This window comes from Vibrio bathopelagicus (assembly GCF_014879975.1).
GTDB lineage: Bacteria > Pseudomonadota > Gammaproteobacteria > Enterobacterales > Vibrionaceae > Vibrio > Vibrio bathopelagicus.
The window spans coordinates 3,319,421-3,337,107 of the sequence record NZ_CP062500.1 but is presented as its reverse complement, the minus strand read 5'-3'; the positions used below and the strand labels follow the sequence as shown (position 1 = coordinate 3,337,107).

Annotated in this window: 15 protein-coding genes; 11 read left to right on the top strand and 4 right to left on the bottom strand. The window is 45.1% G+C overall.

Features of this window, described 5'->3' with window-relative positions:
- Positions 1-153 precede the first annotated feature (153 nt).
- Positions 154-2,028 (top strand): argininosuccinate lyase, encoded by a 1,875-nt coding sequence (gene argH / locus IHV80_RS14965; RefSeq protein ID WP_017086009.1) that lies wholly within the window; start codon positions 154-156, stop codon positions 2,026-2,028.
- A gap of 253 nt (positions 2,029-2,281) precedes the next feature.
- Here the strand turns inward: argH and IHV80_RS14960 are convergent, their stop codons facing one another.
- A complete protein-coding gene (locus IHV80_RS14960) occupies positions 2,282-2,530 on the bottom strand; it encodes a DUF3624 domain-containing protein (RefSeq protein WP_192889518.1) in 249 nt (82 codons plus the stop codon).
- 87 nt (positions 2,531-2,617) lie between these two features.
- Between IHV80_RS14960 and IHV80_RS14955 the strand changes: the two genes are divergently transcribed.
- Entirely contained in the window at positions 2,618-2,965 is a 348-nt protein-coding gene (locus IHV80_RS14955) for a RidA family protein (protein ID WP_004729674.1), read from the top strand.
- 384 nt (positions 2,966-3,349) lie between these two features.
- On the opposite strand, the gene IHV80_RS14950 is transcribed toward IHV80_RS14955, so the two are convergent.
- Together IHV80_RS14950 and IHV80_RS14945 are read right to left on the bottom strand one after the other, a co-directional pair.
- Positions 3,350-4,816 (bottom strand): dihydrolipoyl dehydrogenase, encoded by a 1,467-nt coding sequence (locus IHV80_RS14950; RefSeq protein ID WP_192889517.1) that lies wholly within the window; start codon positions 4,814-4,816, stop codon positions 3,350-3,352.
- Between the two features lie 308 nt (positions 4,817-5,124).
- Positions 5,125-5,853: a glutathione peroxidase gene (locus tag IHV80_RS14945; protein WP_004729672.1), complete on the bottom strand. Its 729-nt coding sequence runs from the start codon at positions 5,851-5,853 to the stop codon at positions 5,125-5,127.
- A gap of 204 nt (positions 5,854-6,057) precedes the next feature.
- Between IHV80_RS14945 and oxyR the strand changes: the two genes are divergently transcribed.
- Positions 6,058-6,951: a DNA-binding transcriptional regulator OxyR gene (gene oxyR, locus IHV80_RS14940; RefSeq protein WP_192889516.1), complete on the top strand. Its 894-nt coding sequence runs from the start codon at positions 6,058-6,060 to the stop codon at positions 6,949-6,951.
- 125 nt (positions 6,952-7,076) lie between these two features.
- Here the strand turns inward: oxyR and IHV80_RS14935 are convergent, their stop codons facing one another.
- Positions 7,077-9,635, bottom strand: coding sequence for a penicillin-binding protein 1A (locus IHV80_RS14935; RefSeq protein WP_192889515.1), 2,559 nt, complete (start codon positions 9,633-9,635; stop codon positions 7,077-7,079).
- A gap of 151 nt (positions 9,636-9,786) precedes the next feature.
- On the opposite strand from IHV80_RS14935, the gene pilM reads away from it, so the two are divergent.
- From pilM to IHV80_RS14895, 8 genes are all read left to right on the top strand, one after another.
- A complete protein-coding gene (gene pilM, locus IHV80_RS14930; protein WP_192889514.1) occupies positions 9,787-10,812 on the top strand; it encodes a type IV pilus assembly protein PilM in 1,026 nt (341 codons plus the stop codon).
- Complete coding sequence (locus IHV80_RS14925; protein ID WP_192889513.1) at positions 10,796-11,410, top strand: PilN domain-containing protein; 615 nt, start codon at positions 10,796-10,798, stop codon at positions 11,408-11,410. The genes pilM and IHV80_RS14925 overlap by 17 nt, the downstream gene beginning before the upstream one ends.
- A complete protein-coding gene (gene pilO / locus IHV80_RS14920; RefSeq protein ID WP_192889512.1) occupies positions 11,403-12,014 on the top strand; it encodes a type IV pilus inner membrane component PilO in 612 nt (203 codons plus the stop codon). The genes IHV80_RS14925 and pilO overlap by 8 nt, the downstream gene beginning before the upstream one ends.
- A complete protein-coding gene (locus IHV80_RS14915) occupies positions 12,001-12,519 on the top strand; it encodes a pilus assembly protein PilP (protein ID WP_192889511.1) in 519 nt (172 codons plus the stop codon). The genes pilO and IHV80_RS14915 overlap by 14 nt, the downstream gene beginning before the upstream one ends.
- Before the next feature lie 59 nt (positions 12,520-12,578).
- Entirely contained in the window at positions 12,579-14,273 is a 1,695-nt protein-coding gene (locus tag IHV80_RS14910) for a type IV pilus secretin PilQ (RefSeq protein ID WP_192889510.1), read from the top strand.
- Between the two features lie 176 nt (positions 14,274-14,449).
- On the top strand, positions 14,450-14,968 hold the full coding sequence (gene aroK / locus IHV80_RS14905) for a shikimate kinase AroK (RefSeq protein WP_192889509.1): 519 nt from the start codon (positions 14,450-14,452) through the stop codon (positions 14,966-14,968).
- 25 nt (positions 14,969-14,993) lie between these two features.
- The gene (aroB, locus tag IHV80_RS14900; protein ID WP_017104650.1) at positions 14,994-16,082 is read left to right on the top strand and encodes a 3-dehydroquinate synthase; all 1,089 of its coding nucleotides are present in this window, start codon (positions 14,994-14,996) and stop codon (positions 16,080-16,082) included.
- Positions 16,083-16,160: 78 nt separating this feature from the next.
- Complete coding sequence (locus IHV80_RS14895) at positions 16,161-17,678, top strand: SPOR domain-containing protein (protein WP_192889508.1); 1,518 nt, start codon at positions 16,161-16,163, stop codon at positions 17,676-17,678.
- The last annotated feature ends 9 nt before the right edge of the window (positions 17,679-17,687 follow it).

Genomic DNA, 17,687 nt, shown 5'->3' with positions numbered 1-17,687 from the left:
GATCTTTTGGTGAATAAATATGTGAAAATAATGAATTAATACTTTATTTTCATTTTGAATTGCCGTAAGTTTAAACCATCAGAAAAATACTGAATCTTAATCAGAATTATCATTTGCAAAAACAGTGAGCACTGTGCAATTAGGAGATACACAATGGCATTATGGGGCGGTAGATTTACCCAAGCAGCAGACACGCGGTTCAAAGATTTTAACGATTCTCTTCGTTTTGATTACCGATTGGCTGAGCAAGACATTGTGGGCTCTATTGCCTGGTCAAAGGCTCTACAGTCGGTCAATGTTCTAACAGAAGAAGAGCAGCAAAGACTAGAGCTTGCACTGAACGAGTTAAAACTCGAAGTGATGGAAGACCCTGAACAGATCTTACGTTCTGATGCAGAAGATATTCACAGCTGGGTTGAGCAACAACTTATCGGTAAAGTCGGTGATTTGGGCAAAAAACTTCACACTGGCCGTTCTCGTAATGACCAAGTAGCGACGGACCTTAAGCTTTGGTGTCGTCAACAAGGTAATCAGCTGCTGTTAGCGCTTGATCGCCTACAAAGCCAAATGGTGAACGTTGCTTCTCAGCATCAAGAAACCGTGCTTCCTGGCTACACTCACTTACAACGTGCTCAGCCGGTAACTTTTGCTCACTGGTGCTTGGCTTACGTTGAAATGCTTGAGCGTGATTATTCTCGTTTGAATGATGCGATTAAGCGTCTAGATACATGTCCGCTGGGTTCTGGTGCCCTTGCAGGAACCGCTTACCCGATGGACCGCGAAGAGTTAGCTCACAACTTAGGTTTCCGTCGTGCAACGCGTAACTCTCTAGATTCAGTTTCTGACCGTGATCATGTGATGGAGCTGATGTCGATCGCTTCTATCTCTATGCTTCACCTTTCACGTCTTGCAGAAGATATGATTTTCTACAACTCAGGTGAATCGAACTTCATCGAGTTAGCAGATACTGTGACTTCAGGTTCATCTCTGATGCCACAAAAGAAAAACCCGGATGCGCTAGAGCTTATCCGTGGCAAAACTGGCCGTGTATACGGTTCATTAGCCGCAATGATGATGACAGTGAAAGCACTGCCTTTGGCTTACAATAAAGACATGCAAGAAGATAAAGAAGGTCTGTTTGATGCTTTAGACACTTGGAATGATTGTATGGAAATGGCTGCTCTTTGTTTTGACGGCATTAAAGTGAACGGCGAACGTACGCTTGAAGCCGCGAAGCAAGGTTATGCAAACTCAACAGAACTGGCTGATTACCTAGTAGCGAAAGGCATTCCTTTCCGTGAAGCTCACCATATTGTTGGTGTGACGGTAGTTGCGGCGATTGCTAAAGGCTGCGCATTAGAAGAATTAACCATCGCAGAGATGAAAGAATTCTCTGAGGTGATTGAGGATGATGTGTATGACATCTTGACCATTGAATCGTGTCTTGAGAAACGTAGCGCGCTGGGTGGTGTATCACCGAAGCAAGTCGCTTACGCGGTTGACCAAGCTGAGAAGCGTTTATCACAGCGTGATACTTCCATCGTTAAAGTTCGTCCAGCTCGTTTGACCGATATCGAATCATTGGAAGGCATGGTGGCCTACTGGGCTAACTTAGGTGAAAACCTACCTCGTTCTCGTAATGAACTGGTGCGTGATATTGGCTCGTTCGCGGTCGCTGAGCATCATGGCGAGGTAACGGGTTGTGCATCACTTTATGTGTATGACTCTGGTTTAGCGGAAATTCGTTCGTTGGGTGTTGAAGCTGGCTGGCAAGGTCAAGGGCAGGGGACTGCAATCGTGCAACACCTTGTTGAGAAGGCTCGTCAAATGGCAATCAAGAAAGTGTTTGTACTGACTCGTACGCCGGAGTTCTTTATGAAGCATGACTTCTTACCGACATCGAAATCTCTGCTACCTGAGAAGGTGCTGAAAGATTGTGACCAGTGTCCTCGTCAACATGCATGTGATGAAGTGGCGTTGGAAGTGAACTTGGTAGAGCAGATTATTGCTAAGGTGAATGTTGCATAAGGCATTGATTTTATAGCTCCTAAAAAAAAGATCAAAAATCTGATCTTTTTTGGGAACAAACTAAGAAAAGTCCGGTCTATTAAAGTACCACTGCTTTTTCTTAGAATTTTCTAAGAAAGCCCTAGAATCGATTGGTTCTGGGGCTTTTTTCTATCTGCTGTTTGGGAAGTGAGGATGGGCTGCTAAATCGAAGCACTATCAGGTCATTGAATCGGTATTTAACCGTTATCACTTATCTCAAAAAAACCATCAGCTAACGCTTCTTGTTCCTTAGAGGCAGAACCAAAAACTTCATTATCCAATGCAGCGACAGCAAACTACTGAATGCCAACGCGGCCATCACCAAGGCGATTGCATTGATGGTTTTCGGGTCTTCTCTGAAAAATAACCACCATGCTCCCCAACTTACTAACGACAACACCATCAGTTGATTCATGCAACGTTGGCAGCGACCGAGTTTGTTGAAGATTTTTTCATTTTTATTGCAATGAACACATGTCATCTTAGGCTTAATTCGCGTTATGCTTGTTGCCTTGATAATACCACGTCACAAGATATTGGATCACGGTGACATAGAGAGAGAAAGTCGATGATTGAGCGCCAAGAAACTAAGCAACGCATGAGCCGTATTGTTAAACACAACGGTACTATCTACCTATGTGGCCAAGTTTGTGCTGATGCAACCAAAGACATCACAGAGCAAACACAGACAATGTTAGATAAAGTAGAAGCGCTACTTGAGCAAGCAGGTAGCGACAAAGAGCACATGCTGTCAGCAACAATTTACTTGAAAGATATGAAAGACTTCCAAGAAATGAACGCAGTATGGGATGCATGGGTTCCAGAAGGTCACGCTCCAGCTCGCGCATGTGTGACTGGTGATATGGCTCGTGAAGCGCTATTAGTTGAGATCTCTGTGATTGCAGCTGAGAAGTAACTCTCTAGTATTTGGCGATAAGTAACGGGTTTAAGAGATTCCAGATACCTGGCCCCTCGGTTCTGGAATGACGGGTTAAGTTTTGGTTCAACTGATGTCATTTTGGTTGGATTCAGCTTAGATGCGTTTTGAAAAGCGTTGTTATACTGGTTAGCTTCGGATTGACGATATAGGAAAATTATCGTCATTCCCGGTAGCGACGAAGGAGCATAGTCGGGAATCTCTATTTATATGTGATAAGAGATTCCAGATACCTCGTACCTCAGTTCTGGAATGACGAGTTTGATTTGGACTTGCTGGCGCGTTTAGCCAAAAACAAAAAGGAAAGCCAATGGCTTTCCTTTTTAGTATCTAATCTATGTGTTCTGTCTCAATCAACCGAGATTAACAACCAGGACCACAGTCTAGACAGTGTTTCACCATCTCTGGACCTAAGTGCAGTTTCGCGTTGAGGTCACGCAGCGCGGTTCGTACACCTTCTTCAATTACTGGATGGTAGAACGGCATGTCTAGCATTTCAGAAACCGTCATCTTGTTCTGGTGTGCCCATGCTAACAAGTGAGCTAAGTGTTCTGCGTTTGGTCCCATCATTTCAGCACCAAGGAAACGACCTGTACCTTGTTCGCCGTAAACGTGCAGAATACCTTTGTTGCGTAGCATCACTCGTGAACGACCTTGGTTCTCGAAAGACACTTCACCCGTTGCGAAACAACCACATGTGCCTAAGCGGGTTATGATCTCTTTGTATGTTTCACCAACCATCGCGATTTGTGGATCAGAGAATACCGCAGAGATTTTAGAGCGGCGTAGGCCTGCACGAATCTCAGGGAAACGACCTGCATTATCACCCGCAATACGTGCTTGGTCTGCTGCTTCATGCAGTAGAGGCAGTTGGTTGCTTGCGTCACCGGCAATAAATACTGATGGCAGTGATGTTTGTAGCGTGTAGTGGTCGGCAATTGGCACACCACGTTCATCAAGCTCTAGAGAGGTGTTCTCTAGGCCGAGTTTGTCAGTATTCGGACGACGACCTGTTGCTGCCAGTACATACTCAACGATGTTAGTTTCTAGTTCACCTTGCTTATTGATGAACTGGATTTCGACGCGAGCCTCACCCGATTCAGTGGTAATACGTTTCATGCTTTCGATTTTTACATCAGCATCTAGATAGAACTCTTCATTGAAGGCTTTGTCTGCGTAAGCCATGATCTCTGGGTCGGTTACTGGGCCAACTTGACCACCTAAACCGAACAGTTTTGTTTTCACACCCAAGCGGTGTAGTGACTGACCAAGCTCTAGGCCAATAACACCAGGGCCAAATACCGCAACTGATTCTGGTAAATCATCCCAGCTGAATACGTCATCATTAATGATCAGGCGATCACCAAGCTCGTTCCAAACTGCAGGGTATGCTGGGCGAGAACCCGTCGCGATAACAATACGCTTAGCGGTCACAACCGTGTGGTCATCAATTTGTAGCGTGTTGTCGTCTAAGAATTTTGCGTATCCAGAGATCTTGTCTTGCTCTGGGATTTCATCAACACCTTCTAAAACAAAACCGACAAAACGGTCACGTTCAAACTTCACTCGGTCCATCACTTCACGGCCGTTAATCACGATATCACCTTGTGGGTGAACGCCAAAAGCCGGAGCTTTCTCGATGTGATGTACACTTTCTGCAGCTGCAATAAGCAGTTTAGATGGCATACAACCAACACGAGCACAGGTTGTACCGTAAGGGCCGCCTTCAATCATCACGACACTGTCAGTGTGTGCTTTTGCAGCGCGGTAAGAACCTAGACCTGCCGTACCGCCCCCGATAACTGCTACATCTACATTGACTTGTTTCATAATAATTTTCTCGCAATGGCTAAATTTAGTGTGAACGAACCCCTCCAACTCTGGTGATTTTTTGAGAGTCAGGATAGCGGGTCAGTTTTGTGATTCTGTTTTATTCGGTTTAGCTTGTGATTCAGCTTTTTGTTACTAACTGCTTCTTATTACTAACTATAGGTTAGTTAAAGACGGGCGAGTCACAAGCTATATTCTTTTTCCAAAGCTCAGATAAGAGTGGTTTGGAATCGCTAACCCACAAGAGGGTGGGTTAGCTGGTATTACGAAGTTATTTAATTGCTAAGCTTTTATTAGCGACTAAGTGATTAACCTAGGAAAGTTTCTAGTTCTTCGCTACCACCGATGTGTTTGCCACCGATGAAGACTTGAGGAACGGTTGTGCGACCAGAGATTGCACGTAGGCTTACTGTTGTTGCATCTTTACCTAGAACGACTTCTTCGTAGTTTAGACCTTTGTCGATTAGGTTTTGTTTCGCTTTCATACAGAAAGGACAGCCTGGCTTAGTGAATACTGTGATTGACTCTTGCTCTTTGTGCTCAGGAGCAAGGTAGTTAAGCATAGTATCAGCATCAGAAACCTTGAACGGGTCGCCTGGTACGTCTTCTTCGATGAACATTTTTTCTACCACGCCGTTTTTAACTAGCATGCTGTAGCGCCATGAACGTTTGCCGAAGCCGATGTCGTTTTTCTCAACTAGCATACCCATGCCGTCTGTGAAGTCACCGTTGCCATCTGGGATGAATGTGATTTTTTCAGCTTCTTGGTCTGCTTTCCATGCGTTCATTACGAACGTGTCGTTTACAGAAACACAAAGGATGTCATCAACACCGTTTTCTTTGAACACTGAGTGCAGTTCGTTGTAACGAGGTAAGTGGCTTGAAGAACATGTTGGTGTAAACGCACCTGGTAGGCTGAATACGATAACTGTCTTGTCTTTGAATAGCTCTTCCGTCGTTACGTTAACCCATGCATCGCCTTGGCGAGTTGGGAATGTTACTTGAGGGATTGATTGACCTTCTTTAGATGCAAACATATTGATTTCCTTAAATAGTATTTTTAATTTTGTTCTATCAGAGCTTAACGTTTTTCTTTGCTCTGTTTCGTTTCGTTGAGCCCATTATTAGATAAATCCTTTGATAGCTCTAATCGTTTGATGTTATGGTTTTGATAGGTAAATTCTATCAAGAGCATTTTATTGTAAAATGTCTCGATTAAGACTTTAGATAAGAGACTGATCATGAACATTCGTGACTTTGAATATTTGGTGGCGCTCGCAGAGCATAAGCACTTTAGAAAAGCGGCAGAGGCGTGCTTCGTCAGTCAACCTACTTTGAGTGGGCAGATACGCAAACTCGAAGATGAAATCGGTCTTCAGCTAACCGAGCGTAGTCCAAGAAAGGTAATATTTACAGAATCAGGCTTACAACTTGTTGAGCAAGCCAAGCGTATTCTCAACGAGGTGAAGACCTTTAAAGATATGGCGAGTGGACACGGCGAAGCGATGACGGGACCAATGCACATTGGATTTATCCCGACCGTTGGCCCGTACATTTTGCCTAAAATCATTCCTCATCTGAAAGAGAGCTTCCCAGATCTTGAGCTTTACCTGCACGAAGCTCAGACTCATCAATTGGTGAGCCAGTTGGAAGATGGCAAACTTGATTGCTTGGTATTAGCTGCGGTTGATGAAACGGCGGTGTTCAAAGAGATTGATGTGTATGACGAGCCATTAAGTGTTGCAGTTCCATGTGACCATGAGTGGGCTCAGCAAGACACGGTAGATATGCTTCAGCTCAATGGACAGACAGTGTTGGCGTTAGGTGACGGTCACTGTTTAAGAGATCAAGCTCTAGGCTTCTGCTTTGCTGCGGGTGCAAAAGACGATGAACGTTTTAAAGCGACCAGCTTAGAAACGCTACGCAACATGGTAGCAGCAGGAGCGGGTATTACTTTATTACCTCAGCTATCGGTACCGAAGGAAAAGCAAAAAGATGGCGTGTGTTATGTGCCTGCAGTGAATCCAACGCCTTCACGTCGCATTGTTGTTGCTTACCGACCGGGTTCTCCGTTAAAGGGGCGCTTTGAGCAATTGGCTGAGGCTATCCGAACTCAATTAGATAAAGCGATGTAGCTGCCTGCTTGCAATAGTAGACACAAAAAGTTCAAGTTGTAGATATTAAGAAAGCTGAAATAGCAGATATTAAAAAGGGTTGATATGAATTCATATCAACCCTTTTTTGTTGGTTCAGCTAACGACTAGAACAGCTCTTCTACTGCTTCGCCTGATGACGTTGAGTAGATGTCGTCATTGAAACGTTCAGTGATGTATTCGGTTGGCTCTGTGCCTTTCTCGAAGTACTCGAACATTGATGAGCTATCGAACTTGTTGGTCAGTAAGCCAGTTTCACGGTCGATACGAACTCGGATGATGTTTTCCGGAAGTTCTTTACGCTGGGCAGGGACACCGGCTAACGCCGTTCCCATGAAATCAACCCATGCAGGTTCTGCTGTTTTCGCGCCAGCTTCTGCTCCTGTAATCTGGTTTTTACCAAGGTTCGAGTTTGCTTTGGTCCTGCCTAGATTACGGTTGTGGTTATCAAAACCGACCCATACCGTTGCAACCATGCCAGGGCCGTAGCCGCTGTACCAAGTATCTTTCGAATCATTGGTTGTACCGGTTTTGCCGCCAATGTCACGACGCTTCAACGGTTGAGCACGCCAGCCAGTACCGTTCCAACCTGTACCTTGGCTCCAATCACCGCCACCCCAAATGTTGCTGTACATCATTTCACGAACAAGGAATGCGTTCTGTGCAGAGATAACCTGAGGTGCGTATTGCACTTTAGCGTCAACATCATGCTCAGCAAACTCGTCTGCCATTGGGTCTGTGGTGATTTGCTCTTGGCAATCATCTTTACAAACCACTTTTGGCGTTGCTTCAAACTCTGTCTCACCAAATGGTGTCTCAATGTGGCTGATGTAGAAAGGTTCAACGTAGTAACCGCCATTAGCGAATACTGAGTAACCTTGCGCTACCTTCATTGGCGTTAAGCTACCCGCACCCAGAGCAATAGTTTCAGAACGAGGTACTTCGTCAATATCAAAGCCAAAGCGTGTTAGGTAGTTACGTGTGTCATCTAAGCCCACTTCACGCAATACGCGCACGGCCATTACGTTTTTAGATTGCGCTAAGCCAATACGTAAACGAGTTGGACCCACGTAAGTCGGTGGTGAGTTCTTTGGTCGCCATGCTGTACCTTGGCTCTTATCCCATTGGTTGATAGGCGCATCGTTGATCAATGATGCCAACGTTAGGCCTTTATCAATCGCTGCTGAGTAGATAAATGGCTTGATACCAGAACCAACCTGACGAATAGATTGCGTCGCACGGTTGAATTTGTTGTGAACAAAGTTAAAGCCACCCACCATCGACAGTACTGCGCCGTTGTTCGGGTTCATTGCAACAAAAGCGGTGTTCGCATTTGGTACTTGGCTTAGTCGCCATACAACAGGTGTTTCAGTTTCCGTCGTTGCTTCTTCTGTTGGCTCTTCAGAGACTTCGTCGCCTGTTACTGCTTCATGGCGAACCCAGATCTGTTCACCAACCGCAAGAATCTCTTTTGCTTGAGATGGGGCAGGGCCTTGGCGATTATCCGTTAGGAATTTACGCGCCCAGTTCATGCCTTGCCATTCGATAGAGCCTTCACCTTGGTTCTTAACCCAGATCTTTGCACTCTTCGCATCTACATCCGTCACAACGGCAGGCACAAGATCACCATAGGTTGGTTGAGACTTAAGGTGTTTGACGATTTGTTCATGATCCCAAGCTGATTGCTCGGTTTGCCACAATACTTTTTCAGCACCACGGTAGCCGTGACGTTCATCGTAGCCAAGTAGGTTTTTAATCGCGGCTTGGTTAGCGGCTTTTTGCAGTTTTGAATCAACGGTCGTGTAGACCTTCATGCCTGACGTATAAGCAGCTTCGCCGTAGCGTTCCACCATCCAAGCACGTGCCACTTCAGCAACATACGGTGCGCTGAGTTCAATTTCAGCACCGTGGTATTTAGAGATAAGTACTTCATTACGCGCTTCATCGAACTCTTCTTGAGTGATGTATTGCTCGTCTAACATGCGACGTAATACCACGTTACGACGGTTTGTCGCGCGCTCAAGCGAGTAGATAGGGTTCATGGTTGATGGTGCTTTTGGCATACCCGCCAGCGTAGCGATTTCACTCAGAGTCAGTTCAGGGAGGTCTTTACCAAAGTAAACGCGTGCAGCAGCGCCAAAGCCATATGAACGGTGGCCTAAGAAGATCTTATTTACGTACAGCTCCATGATCTCTTCTTTGCTAAGCAGTTGCTCAATGTGGATCGCAATGAAGATCTCTTTGATCTTACGCATGATCTTTTTCTCATTAGATAAGAAGAAGTTACGCGCTAGTTGCTGAGTAATGGTACTCGCACCTTGTTTGGCAGAACCTGACATCGCAACCACGATCGCAGCACGAGTAATACCAATTGGGTCAATACCTGGGTGCTCGTAGAAACGGCTGTCTTCGGTAGCAATCAGGGCTTCAACCAGGTGACGAGGTATCTCGTCATAAGTCACTGGGTTACGACGCTTTTCACCAAATTGAGAGATCAGTTTTCCGTCTTGACTGAAGACTTGCATCGGGGTTTGGAGTTCTACGTCACGCAAAGTGGCAACATCAGGTAACTCGGGTTTTACGTAATAATAAAACCCGAAAATTGTACTGACTCCAAGAATCATGCAAATCAATGTAAATATGAATAATCGCTTTATGAACTTCACCGGATAATCCCTGATTAGTTAAGGCTGATAAGCAGCAAACCCTTGTACTCTAGGTTAAAAACTTAGCTTTCGTTTATTAACGCTTATTTAACTAATAATCACAACCCCTAGATAATCAACGAAATGCTTGGCACTTCAGGAGCTAGGTCACATGGGTTCATCATTAATTACAGGTATAGATATAAATCATCACAGCATCAAAGCTGTGGTCCTAAAACCCGTTGGGGAGTTGTATGCCTTAGTGGGATACAAAGAGCTGCCGATTTCGGACGACATTTTTACAGCTAACCATACTCTGGAGTATCAGAAAACTGTTAAGAAACTCAAAGAACTTAGGAAAGGTCTGCCTTTTGGCTGCCGCAACGTCGCCATTTCGGTACCTGATAACACGGTGATCAGCAAAGTACTGCAAATAGAGAGTGAATTAGAAGACAGAGAAAAAGAGTTTTCGATCTATCAAACCTTTGCTCACCAGTCTCCCTTTCCTATCGAGGAGCTGAGTTTAGATTTTGTAAAGCTGGAAGACAAACGATTTGGTAAAGGATCGACAAGCAGTTATCAGGTGTATGCCACTCGCAAAGAAGTAGTGGAGAGTCGGGCGGATGCTTTAAACAAAGCCGGCTTTAAACCTGTCGTCGTCGACACCCAAGCACATGGCCTGCTCAATATTTGGCAGTTGGCTTCTCGTCTTTATCCAGAAAAAAAGAATTGGTTATTGGTTGATATCGGAATCGACCAAACCTCGCTCGGGATTATCCCGCAGGATTCGGCATCCTTCTATAAAGACATCGCTTTTGGTACTCAAGACCTTCGCGGTACTGACAGCCCTAATGATATAGAGGATGTGTTCGGCACGGCTGAGGATACACATCGGTTTATTGTTAATTTGATCGAAAAGCTCAAGCGTCAGTTACAACTCTATTCCTCGGTGAATGCACTTCAGCCGATATCCGGGATTTGGTTGATGGGCGAGGGAGCCAGCACGCCGATGCTGACGGAAGAGTTACAAAGACATTTTCAGTTAAGTTGTGAATCGCTGAATCCTTTGTCGTTATTTGAAAATAAGGTCGCGAAGAAGCGTCGCTTACCCATGGACTGGCAACATTTTGGGATTGCCGCGGGTATGGCGATGAGCGGACTCAAATGGCAAGGGGGAAAGCATGTTGCATCAAATTAACCTGCTGCCTTGGCGCGATGAGATTCGCACTCAGCACAAAAAGCGCTTTGTTCATCTGGTCATTCTTGGCGTCATCATCGCGCTTGCAGGGCAATGGGCAGTCGGTACCTATTTTCATGACCAACAAGACAAGCAGCAAGCTCGTCTTACTTACCTAAAGCAATACATTGCCCAGCTCGACCGACAAATTCAGTCGCTGAAAGTTGCGGAGCAAGAACATAAAGCGATCCTGACTCGACTCGACGTTGTGGAGTCCTTACAGCTTGGGCGCAACAAGACCACCGACTTTATGAACCTGATGCCGGAGCTGATTCCTGAGGGCGTCTATGTCGACAAGATAAAGATGAATGGTCAGGAAATTGAAATGTCGGGCATCAGCGACAGTACCGCTCGCCTCGCGACTATGTTGGATAATTTAGAGCGCTCCGAGTCACTTGAAAGTGTCGAAATGCATTCAATTGTTCATAACCGCAAGCGCTTCAATAAGGAGTTCCAGACCTTCAAGGTCTCCTTTGTGTTTAGCCCTGTTTCTTTAGAAAAAACAACCGCAGAGAGCACAACCGCGAAGATAAAAGATACGGGGGCGAACCATGGCTAGTTTTCAAAATATGGTCAGCTTGCAAGACCTTGATGTCGATGAGATCACTGAATGGCCGTTACTGCCTCAATTAGCGGTGGTTCTACTGCTGATGGTATTGATTCAGGGCGTTGGCGTTTGGCTGTACATCATGCCAATGGATGATGAACTGCAACAATTGAAGCAGCAAGAGCAGACTTTGAAAGCCACTTTAAGGATTAAAGCCAATAAGGTCGCTGCTCTACCTAAACTTCAGAGCCAGTTGGATGAACTGACTAGCCGCTACGATTATCTGTTAGAGCAATTACCTGTGCAAAAAGAGCTCGCCAGTATGTTGGCTTCCGTCAATGAACTTGGCTTAGATAATGCGCTGACCTTTACTCGAATTGATTGGGGACAAAAGCAGAACAAAGAGTTTCTTTATCGCTTACCACTCAATATCGAGCTAACTGGTGATTACCACGAGATTGGCGACTTCTCCGCAGCCATCGCAAAGCTGCCGCGCATTATTAGCTTCGATGATGTGAATTGGCAGCGAGTCAGTCAAGAAAGCAGCACGTTGCACTTCCGAGTTCGCGCTTATACCTACCAGTTTAAACCGGAGGTAGACGATGAAATCCAATAGAGCGTTGTATTCAACCTTGTTATTACTCGCGCTGATGGGCTGTAAAGCCAATCAAGATTCGTTAGAAGATTTTGTGGTGCAAGTTGAAGCCAAAGCAAAAAAAGAGGTCGAGCAACTTGTCCCAGCAACGGAGTTTTCAGCCGCTAACTATCAGCGAAGAGCATTTCGCCCTCCCTTTGAACTTCCCAAAGAAGCCATTGTGCAAAACCAACCTCTGGTTAAGAAAGACTGTTGGCAACCGAGCGCACGCTCTCGCAATGGCAAGCTAGAGAAGTACCCGCTGAGTAAGCTGCGTTTAAGAGGCGTGATGGGCAGTGGCTCAAGTGTGTTTGGTTTAGTGCAAACACCAAGGGGCAACGTGGTGAATGTGAAGAAAGGCCAGTTTATCGGCCTCAACAATGGCCGAGTGACTAAGGTGACGAGCCAGTACGTTCAGATTAATGAAACTCTTCCAGATGGCTTAGGTTGTTGGCATAAGCGCAACGTTAGGCTGGCTCTGAAGTAAACCAATGCCACACGATGTGGATATGAGATGTAACTATGATTAAAGGAATAAGCGAGATAATGAACAAAGGGCTACAGGGTGTACTGCTGTCTATGATGTTGTTTTTTAGCGTGATGAGTTACGCAGAGACATCACCCAATAATTTGGACAACATCGATTTCAGGGTCAACAAGAACAAAGATGCGGTCATCATTATTGAATTGGCAACCAGCACTGCGGTGGTCGATGTTCAAAGAGTTCAAGAAGGGCTGAGCATTGAACTGCTCAATACTAAGGTTGATGACGACAAGCTCTATTTGTTGGATGTAAAAGATTTTGCCACCTTAGTTGAAGGGGTTGAGGTCTTCAGAGAAACGCCGAGTACCCGACTGTTAGCCACGATCGCTGATGATTATCAATATGAGTACAACCTAAAAGGTCGCTTTATCGAGGTCATCGTGAGTAAGCCTTTGGTTAAAGAGAGAGCCGTTGAGAAGAGTGTGTTGGAGAAAGAGGGCAAACTTATCTCAATTAACTTCCAAGACATTCCTGTTCGTAATGTTCTTCAACTCATTGCCGATTATAACGATTTCAACCTGGTGGTGTCTGACTCGGTCTCAGGGAACCTCACTTTACGGTTAGATGGCGTACCTTGGCAGCAAGTTCTCGACATTATCTTGCAAGTTAAAGGCTTAGATAAGCGCGTTGATGGTAATGTCATCTTGGTTGCGCCAAAAGCTGAACTTGACCTTCGAGAGCAGCAAGCCTTAGAAAAATCTCGTTTGGAAGAAGAGTTGGGTGAGCTTAAATCGGAAATCATCAAGATTAACTTTGCTAAAGCGACCGACATCGCCGATATGATTGGTGGGGATGGGGCGGTGAGTATGCTGTCTGATCGTGGCTCGATTACCATTGATGAGAGAACTAACTCGCTGCTCATTCGTGAATTGGAAGAAAACATTGCGGTGATACGAGGCATCATTGAATCGTTAGACATTCCCGTGAAGCAAGTTCAGATAGAGGCGCGTATTGTTACAGTGACCGAAGGTAACCTTGATGAGTTAGGCGTGCGCTGGGGCGTTTCTTCGACCAACGGAAGCTTCAAAGTCGGCGGCTCGATAGAGGGTAATCATCCATCACAAATTGCACCGTATGACGATAATGGTGGGGATAGTGCGATTGACGATTACCTTAACGTTAATCTAGGGGCGACATCGCCTAATGCATCAAGCATTGCGTTTCAGGTGGCCAAGCTGGGTTCAGATACCTTGCTTGATCTGGAATTGTCGGCACTACAACAAGAATCAAAAGCTGAGATTATTTCTAGCCCACGCTTAATCACCACTAATAAAAAGCCCGCTTACATTGAGCAAGGTACTGAAATCCCTTATTTAGAATCCTCTTCCAGTGGTGCAACTTCCGTCGCATTTAAAAAAGCAGTCTTGAGTATTAAGGTCACACCGCAGATAACCCCCGACAATCGTTTGGTATTGGATTTGAGCGTGACTCAAGATAGACCAGGGCAAGTGGTAAAAACCGGAACCGGTGAAGCGGTAGCAATTGACACGCAAAGGATAGGTACGCAAGTGCTTGTTAATAATGGTGAAACTGTCGTTCTTGGCGGGATATTTCAACACAGCGTAAGCAGCACGGTGGATAAAGTTCCTCTGTTGGGAGACCTGCCAGTTTTGGGTGCATTGTTCCGTCGCAGTTATGAAAATGTGGGTAAAAGTGAACTACTTATTTTTGTCACACCCAAAGTTGTGATTCAGTAATGAACAATTAGATTAAAAATAAAGTTGCATTAGTGGCACCTAACCTTGATAATTTCGGGTCTTATCACGAATTATCTGTGAGGAATCGGTGCCACGGGCCTTTTAATTTCAGTACTTGTACTGACCTACCTTGTGGCGATGTCATTGAATTAACGTTGTAAATTACTGCTAAAAACATGGCTGAGAAACGCAATATTTTTCTTGTTGGCCCAATGGGCGCCGGCAAAAGTACAATTGGTAGACACCTAGCTTCCCAACTTCATATGGAGTTTCTAGACTCTGACACTGTGATCGAAGAGCGCACTGGCGCAGACATCGCATGGGTTTTTGATGTTGAGGGCGAAGAAGGTTTCCGTAAGCGCGAAGAATCTGTAATCAACGATCTGACAGAAGAACAAGGTATTGTTCTTGCGACAGGTGGTGGTTCAGTGCTGAGCAAAGAAAACCGTAACCGTCTATCTGCACGAGGCATTGTTGTATACCTAGAGACAACAATTGAAAAGCAACTTGCTCGCACTAACCGCGACAAGAAACGCCCTCTACTTCAAACAGACAACCCGCGTGATGTGCTAGAAGATCTAGCTGTATCTCGCAACGCACTATACGACGAAGTGGCGGACTACACAGTTCGTACTGACGATCAAAGTGCAAAAGTGGTAGCCAACCAGATCGTAAAAATGCTAGAAGAACGTTAAGTTCATTTTTTCGGAGAGCAAACCCATGGAACGGATTACGGTCAATCTAGCTGAGCGTAGCTACCCTATCTCTATTGGCGCCGGGTTATTTGAAGACCCGGCGTACCTTTCTTTTTTATCAGGCAAACAGAAAGTTGTTGTTATCAGTAATGTGACAGTAGCGCCTCTTTATGCCGATAAAATTTTATCGCTATTGGATCAAGTAGGCTGTCAAACTTCTCTTTTAGAGTTGCCAGACGGTGAGCAGTACAAAACACTTGAAACGTTCAACTCAGTGATGAGCTACATGCTTGAAGGAAATTACAGCCGCGATGTGGTGGTGATTGCTTTAGGTGGTGGTGTTATCGGTGACTTGGTCGGTTTTGCTGCCTCTTGTTACCAACGCGGTATTGATTTCATTCAGATCCCGACGACACTTCTTTCTCAAGTGGATTCCTCTGTAGGTGGTAAAACCGCAGTGAACCATCCCCTTGGCAAGAATATGATCGGCGCTTTCTATCAACCAAAATCTGTCATCATCGATACGAACTGTTTATCAACGCTTCCTGAGCGTGAGTTTGCAGCGGGTATTGCTGAGGTCATCAAATACGGCATCATCTATGATGAAACCTTCTTTGATTGGTTGGAACTGAATCTAGAGAAACTTTATCAACTTGATGAACAAGCACTGATCACCGCAATTGCTCGTTGTTGTGCAATTAAGGCTGAAGTGGTTGCTATCGATGAAAAAGAGTCAGGAATCAGAGCGTTATTGAACCTAGGTCATACATTTGGTCATGCGATTGAAGCTGAACTAGGCTATGGTAATTGGCTACATGGCGAAGCTGTATCTTCAGGTACTGTAATGGCAGCCAAAACGGCTCAATTACAGGGACTGATCTCTCAGCAGCAGCTTGAGCGAATTATTTCTATACTCAAGAATGCGAAATTGCCAATCCATACGCCAGAAAGCATGTCTTTTGAAGACTTTATGAAGCACATGATGCGTGATAAAAAAGTGCTGTCTGGTCAGTTACGTTTGGTATTACCAACAAGTATTGGTACTGCTGAAGTGGTCGCTGATGTGCCTCAAGACATCATTAAACAAGCGATTGATTTCTGCCGTACTCTTTAAATTTGGTGCGATGTTGCCTAGTTAATCCCTAGGCAACGGAAGCGTTTTACTGATCGATCTTATCAGTAGGGATCCCCAATGAGTTTGGCTCATGAATTAAGAGTATTAGAGTTAGAATCTCAAGTTGAGCTATTAGAACGCTTACAGCTTTTGACTAACTTTGGCTCAAACCTAGTCACGGTGGCTGGTAAAACGGGCTCTGGCCGTTCATGGTTAGCTCAGCGTTATCTAGAAGCGTGGTCGACAGAAAAGAATCAGTGTTTACTGCTTTGTCACCCTAGCCAAGATGATCAGCAACACCGAGCTCTTATTCTTAGTCAGATCGTTTCTGATCCACTCTTTAATCAACATGACTCTTTATCAGATAGCCTTGCACGGTTACTGGATGGAGACTCGTGTCATGTGGTTATCGTTATCGATGATGCCCACCGACTCTCAGAGCTTTTGGTATCCGAACTATGGATGCTGGTACTTGAGGCTCAATCTAATCCTCAATGGACGATCAATATCGTTCTCTTCTCGGAAACTGGCCATTTAGACCCGCTGTTAACACGTCTGAGCTACGGTCAACAACACAAGCCTATCGATCTAGAAATCGATAACCTATCCCAACCCGAAGCTGAACATTTCTTTGAATCACTGGTGATTCGATATGTTGATGATGAGTCTGAAGCTCGCGTGCGACGTGCGTTTAATAAAACGCAACCTTTGCCCGGTGAGTTAATGGCCTTAGGAGAATTGAAAGTGGAAAAAAGGATTATTATTCGCTCAATCATTGGTTCACCTATCAATATCGCGATTGTGGTGGCGTTGTTATTGGTTGTTATCGGCGGCGGTTACTGGTGGATGTTCAGTCAGCCAACCCCTGATGATAAAGCGCAATCTCTCATTGCTCCAATTGAACAGACAGTTATCCCGACGGTTGAAGTAGAAAGTGGTACTGAGCAAGCTGGAATTGATGGTACGGTTGATTCTGAAACCGACACCGACATGAGTTACCAAGGTGCTGACGATGACAGTTCATCTTTACCACCGGTTGTGGTGGAAGGTACAGCCAGTGTTGGCGAGGTGAAACAAGAGCAGCAACGTGTGGTGATTACTTCTGATGTGGTTGATGCCTTGCTGGATGACAAGCCGAAAAGTGCTGATACCAGTGCGATTGATGCTGCCGTTGAAGAAAACACAGGTGCAGAGGTTAGCTCGCAACCTGATGCAGCGAAAAACGAGTCACCAGCTTCAGTTGATGACGATTCTGACCTAATTGAATCAACACCGCCGACGAAAAAGATCACCTTCTCATTTGCTCGCGAAGAGTTACAAGCTATCTCACCACGCGCTTATACCTTACAGTTGAGCGCGATGACGTCATTAGAAGATGTTCAGTCTTTTATTGAAGAATATGAAGTCGAGGGTAAGGTTCGTATTTATCCAACTCTTCGTAACGACACCAAGTGGTTTATCATCACTTATCAAGATTATCCGACGATTCAAGTGGCGCGAGACGCGGTAAGTGCTTTATCAAAACCACTTCAACAGTTGGAACCTTGGGCAAAATCGATGAATCAAGTACATCGAGAGATAGAACGTGCGAAATAACCCTGAGCT

What these genes read in the sequence shown, in the direction of transcription:
- pilO (WP_192889512.1), top strand. Translation starts at nt 11,403, where the DNA reads ATGGCTAGTTTTCAAAATATGGTCAGCTTGCAAGACCTTGATGTCGAT.
- IHV80_RS14960 (WP_192889518.1), bottom strand. Translation starts at nt 2,530, where the DNA reads ATGACATGTGTTCATTGCAATAAAAATGAAAAAATCTTCAACAAACTC.
- argH (WP_017086009.1), top strand. Translation starts at nt 154, where the DNA reads ATGGCATTATGGGGCGGTAGATTTACCCAAGCAGCAGACACGCGGTTC.
- IHV80_RS14945 (WP_004729672.1), bottom strand. Translation starts at nt 5,853, where the DNA reads ATGTTTGCATCTAAAGAAGGTCAATCAATCCCTCAAGTAACATTCCCA.
- IHV80_RS14925 (WP_192889513.1), top strand. Translation starts at nt 10,796, where the DNA reads ATGTTGCATCAAATTAACCTGCTGCCTTGGCGCGATGAGATTCGCACT.
- aroB (WP_017104650.1), top strand. Translation starts at nt 14,994, where the DNA reads ATGGAACGGATTACGGTCAATCTAGCTGAGCGTAGCTACCCTATCTCT.
- pilM (WP_192889514.1), top strand. Translation starts at nt 9,787, where the DNA reads ATGGGTTCATCATTAATTACAGGTATAGATATAAATCATCACAGCATC.
- IHV80_RS14955 (WP_004729674.1), top strand. Translation starts at nt 2,618, where the DNA reads ATGATTGAGCGCCAAGAAACTAAGCAACGCATGAGCCGTATTGTTAAA.
- IHV80_RS14915 (WP_192889511.1), top strand. Translation starts at nt 12,001, where the DNA reads ATGAAATCCAATAGAGCGTTGTATTCAACCTTGTTATTACTCGCGCTG.
- oxyR (WP_192889516.1), top strand. Translation starts at nt 6,058, where the DNA reads ATGAACATTCGTGACTTTGAATATTTGGTGGCGCTCGCAGAGCATAAG.
- IHV80_RS14950 (WP_192889517.1), bottom strand. Translation starts at nt 4,816, where the DNA reads ATGAAACAAGTCAATGTAGATGTAGCAGTTATCGGGGGCGGTACGGCA.
- aroK (WP_192889509.1), top strand. Translation starts at nt 14,450, where the DNA reads ATGGCTGAGAAACGCAATATTTTTCTTGTTGGCCCAATGGGCGCCGGC.
- IHV80_RS14895 (WP_192889508.1), top strand. Translation starts at nt 16,161, where the DNA reads ATGAGTTTGGCTCATGAATTAAGAGTATTAGAGTTAGAATCTCAAGTT.
- IHV80_RS14910 (WP_192889510.1), top strand. Translation starts at nt 12,579, where the DNA reads ATGAACAAAGGGCTACAGGGTGTACTGCTGTCTATGATGTTGTTTTTT.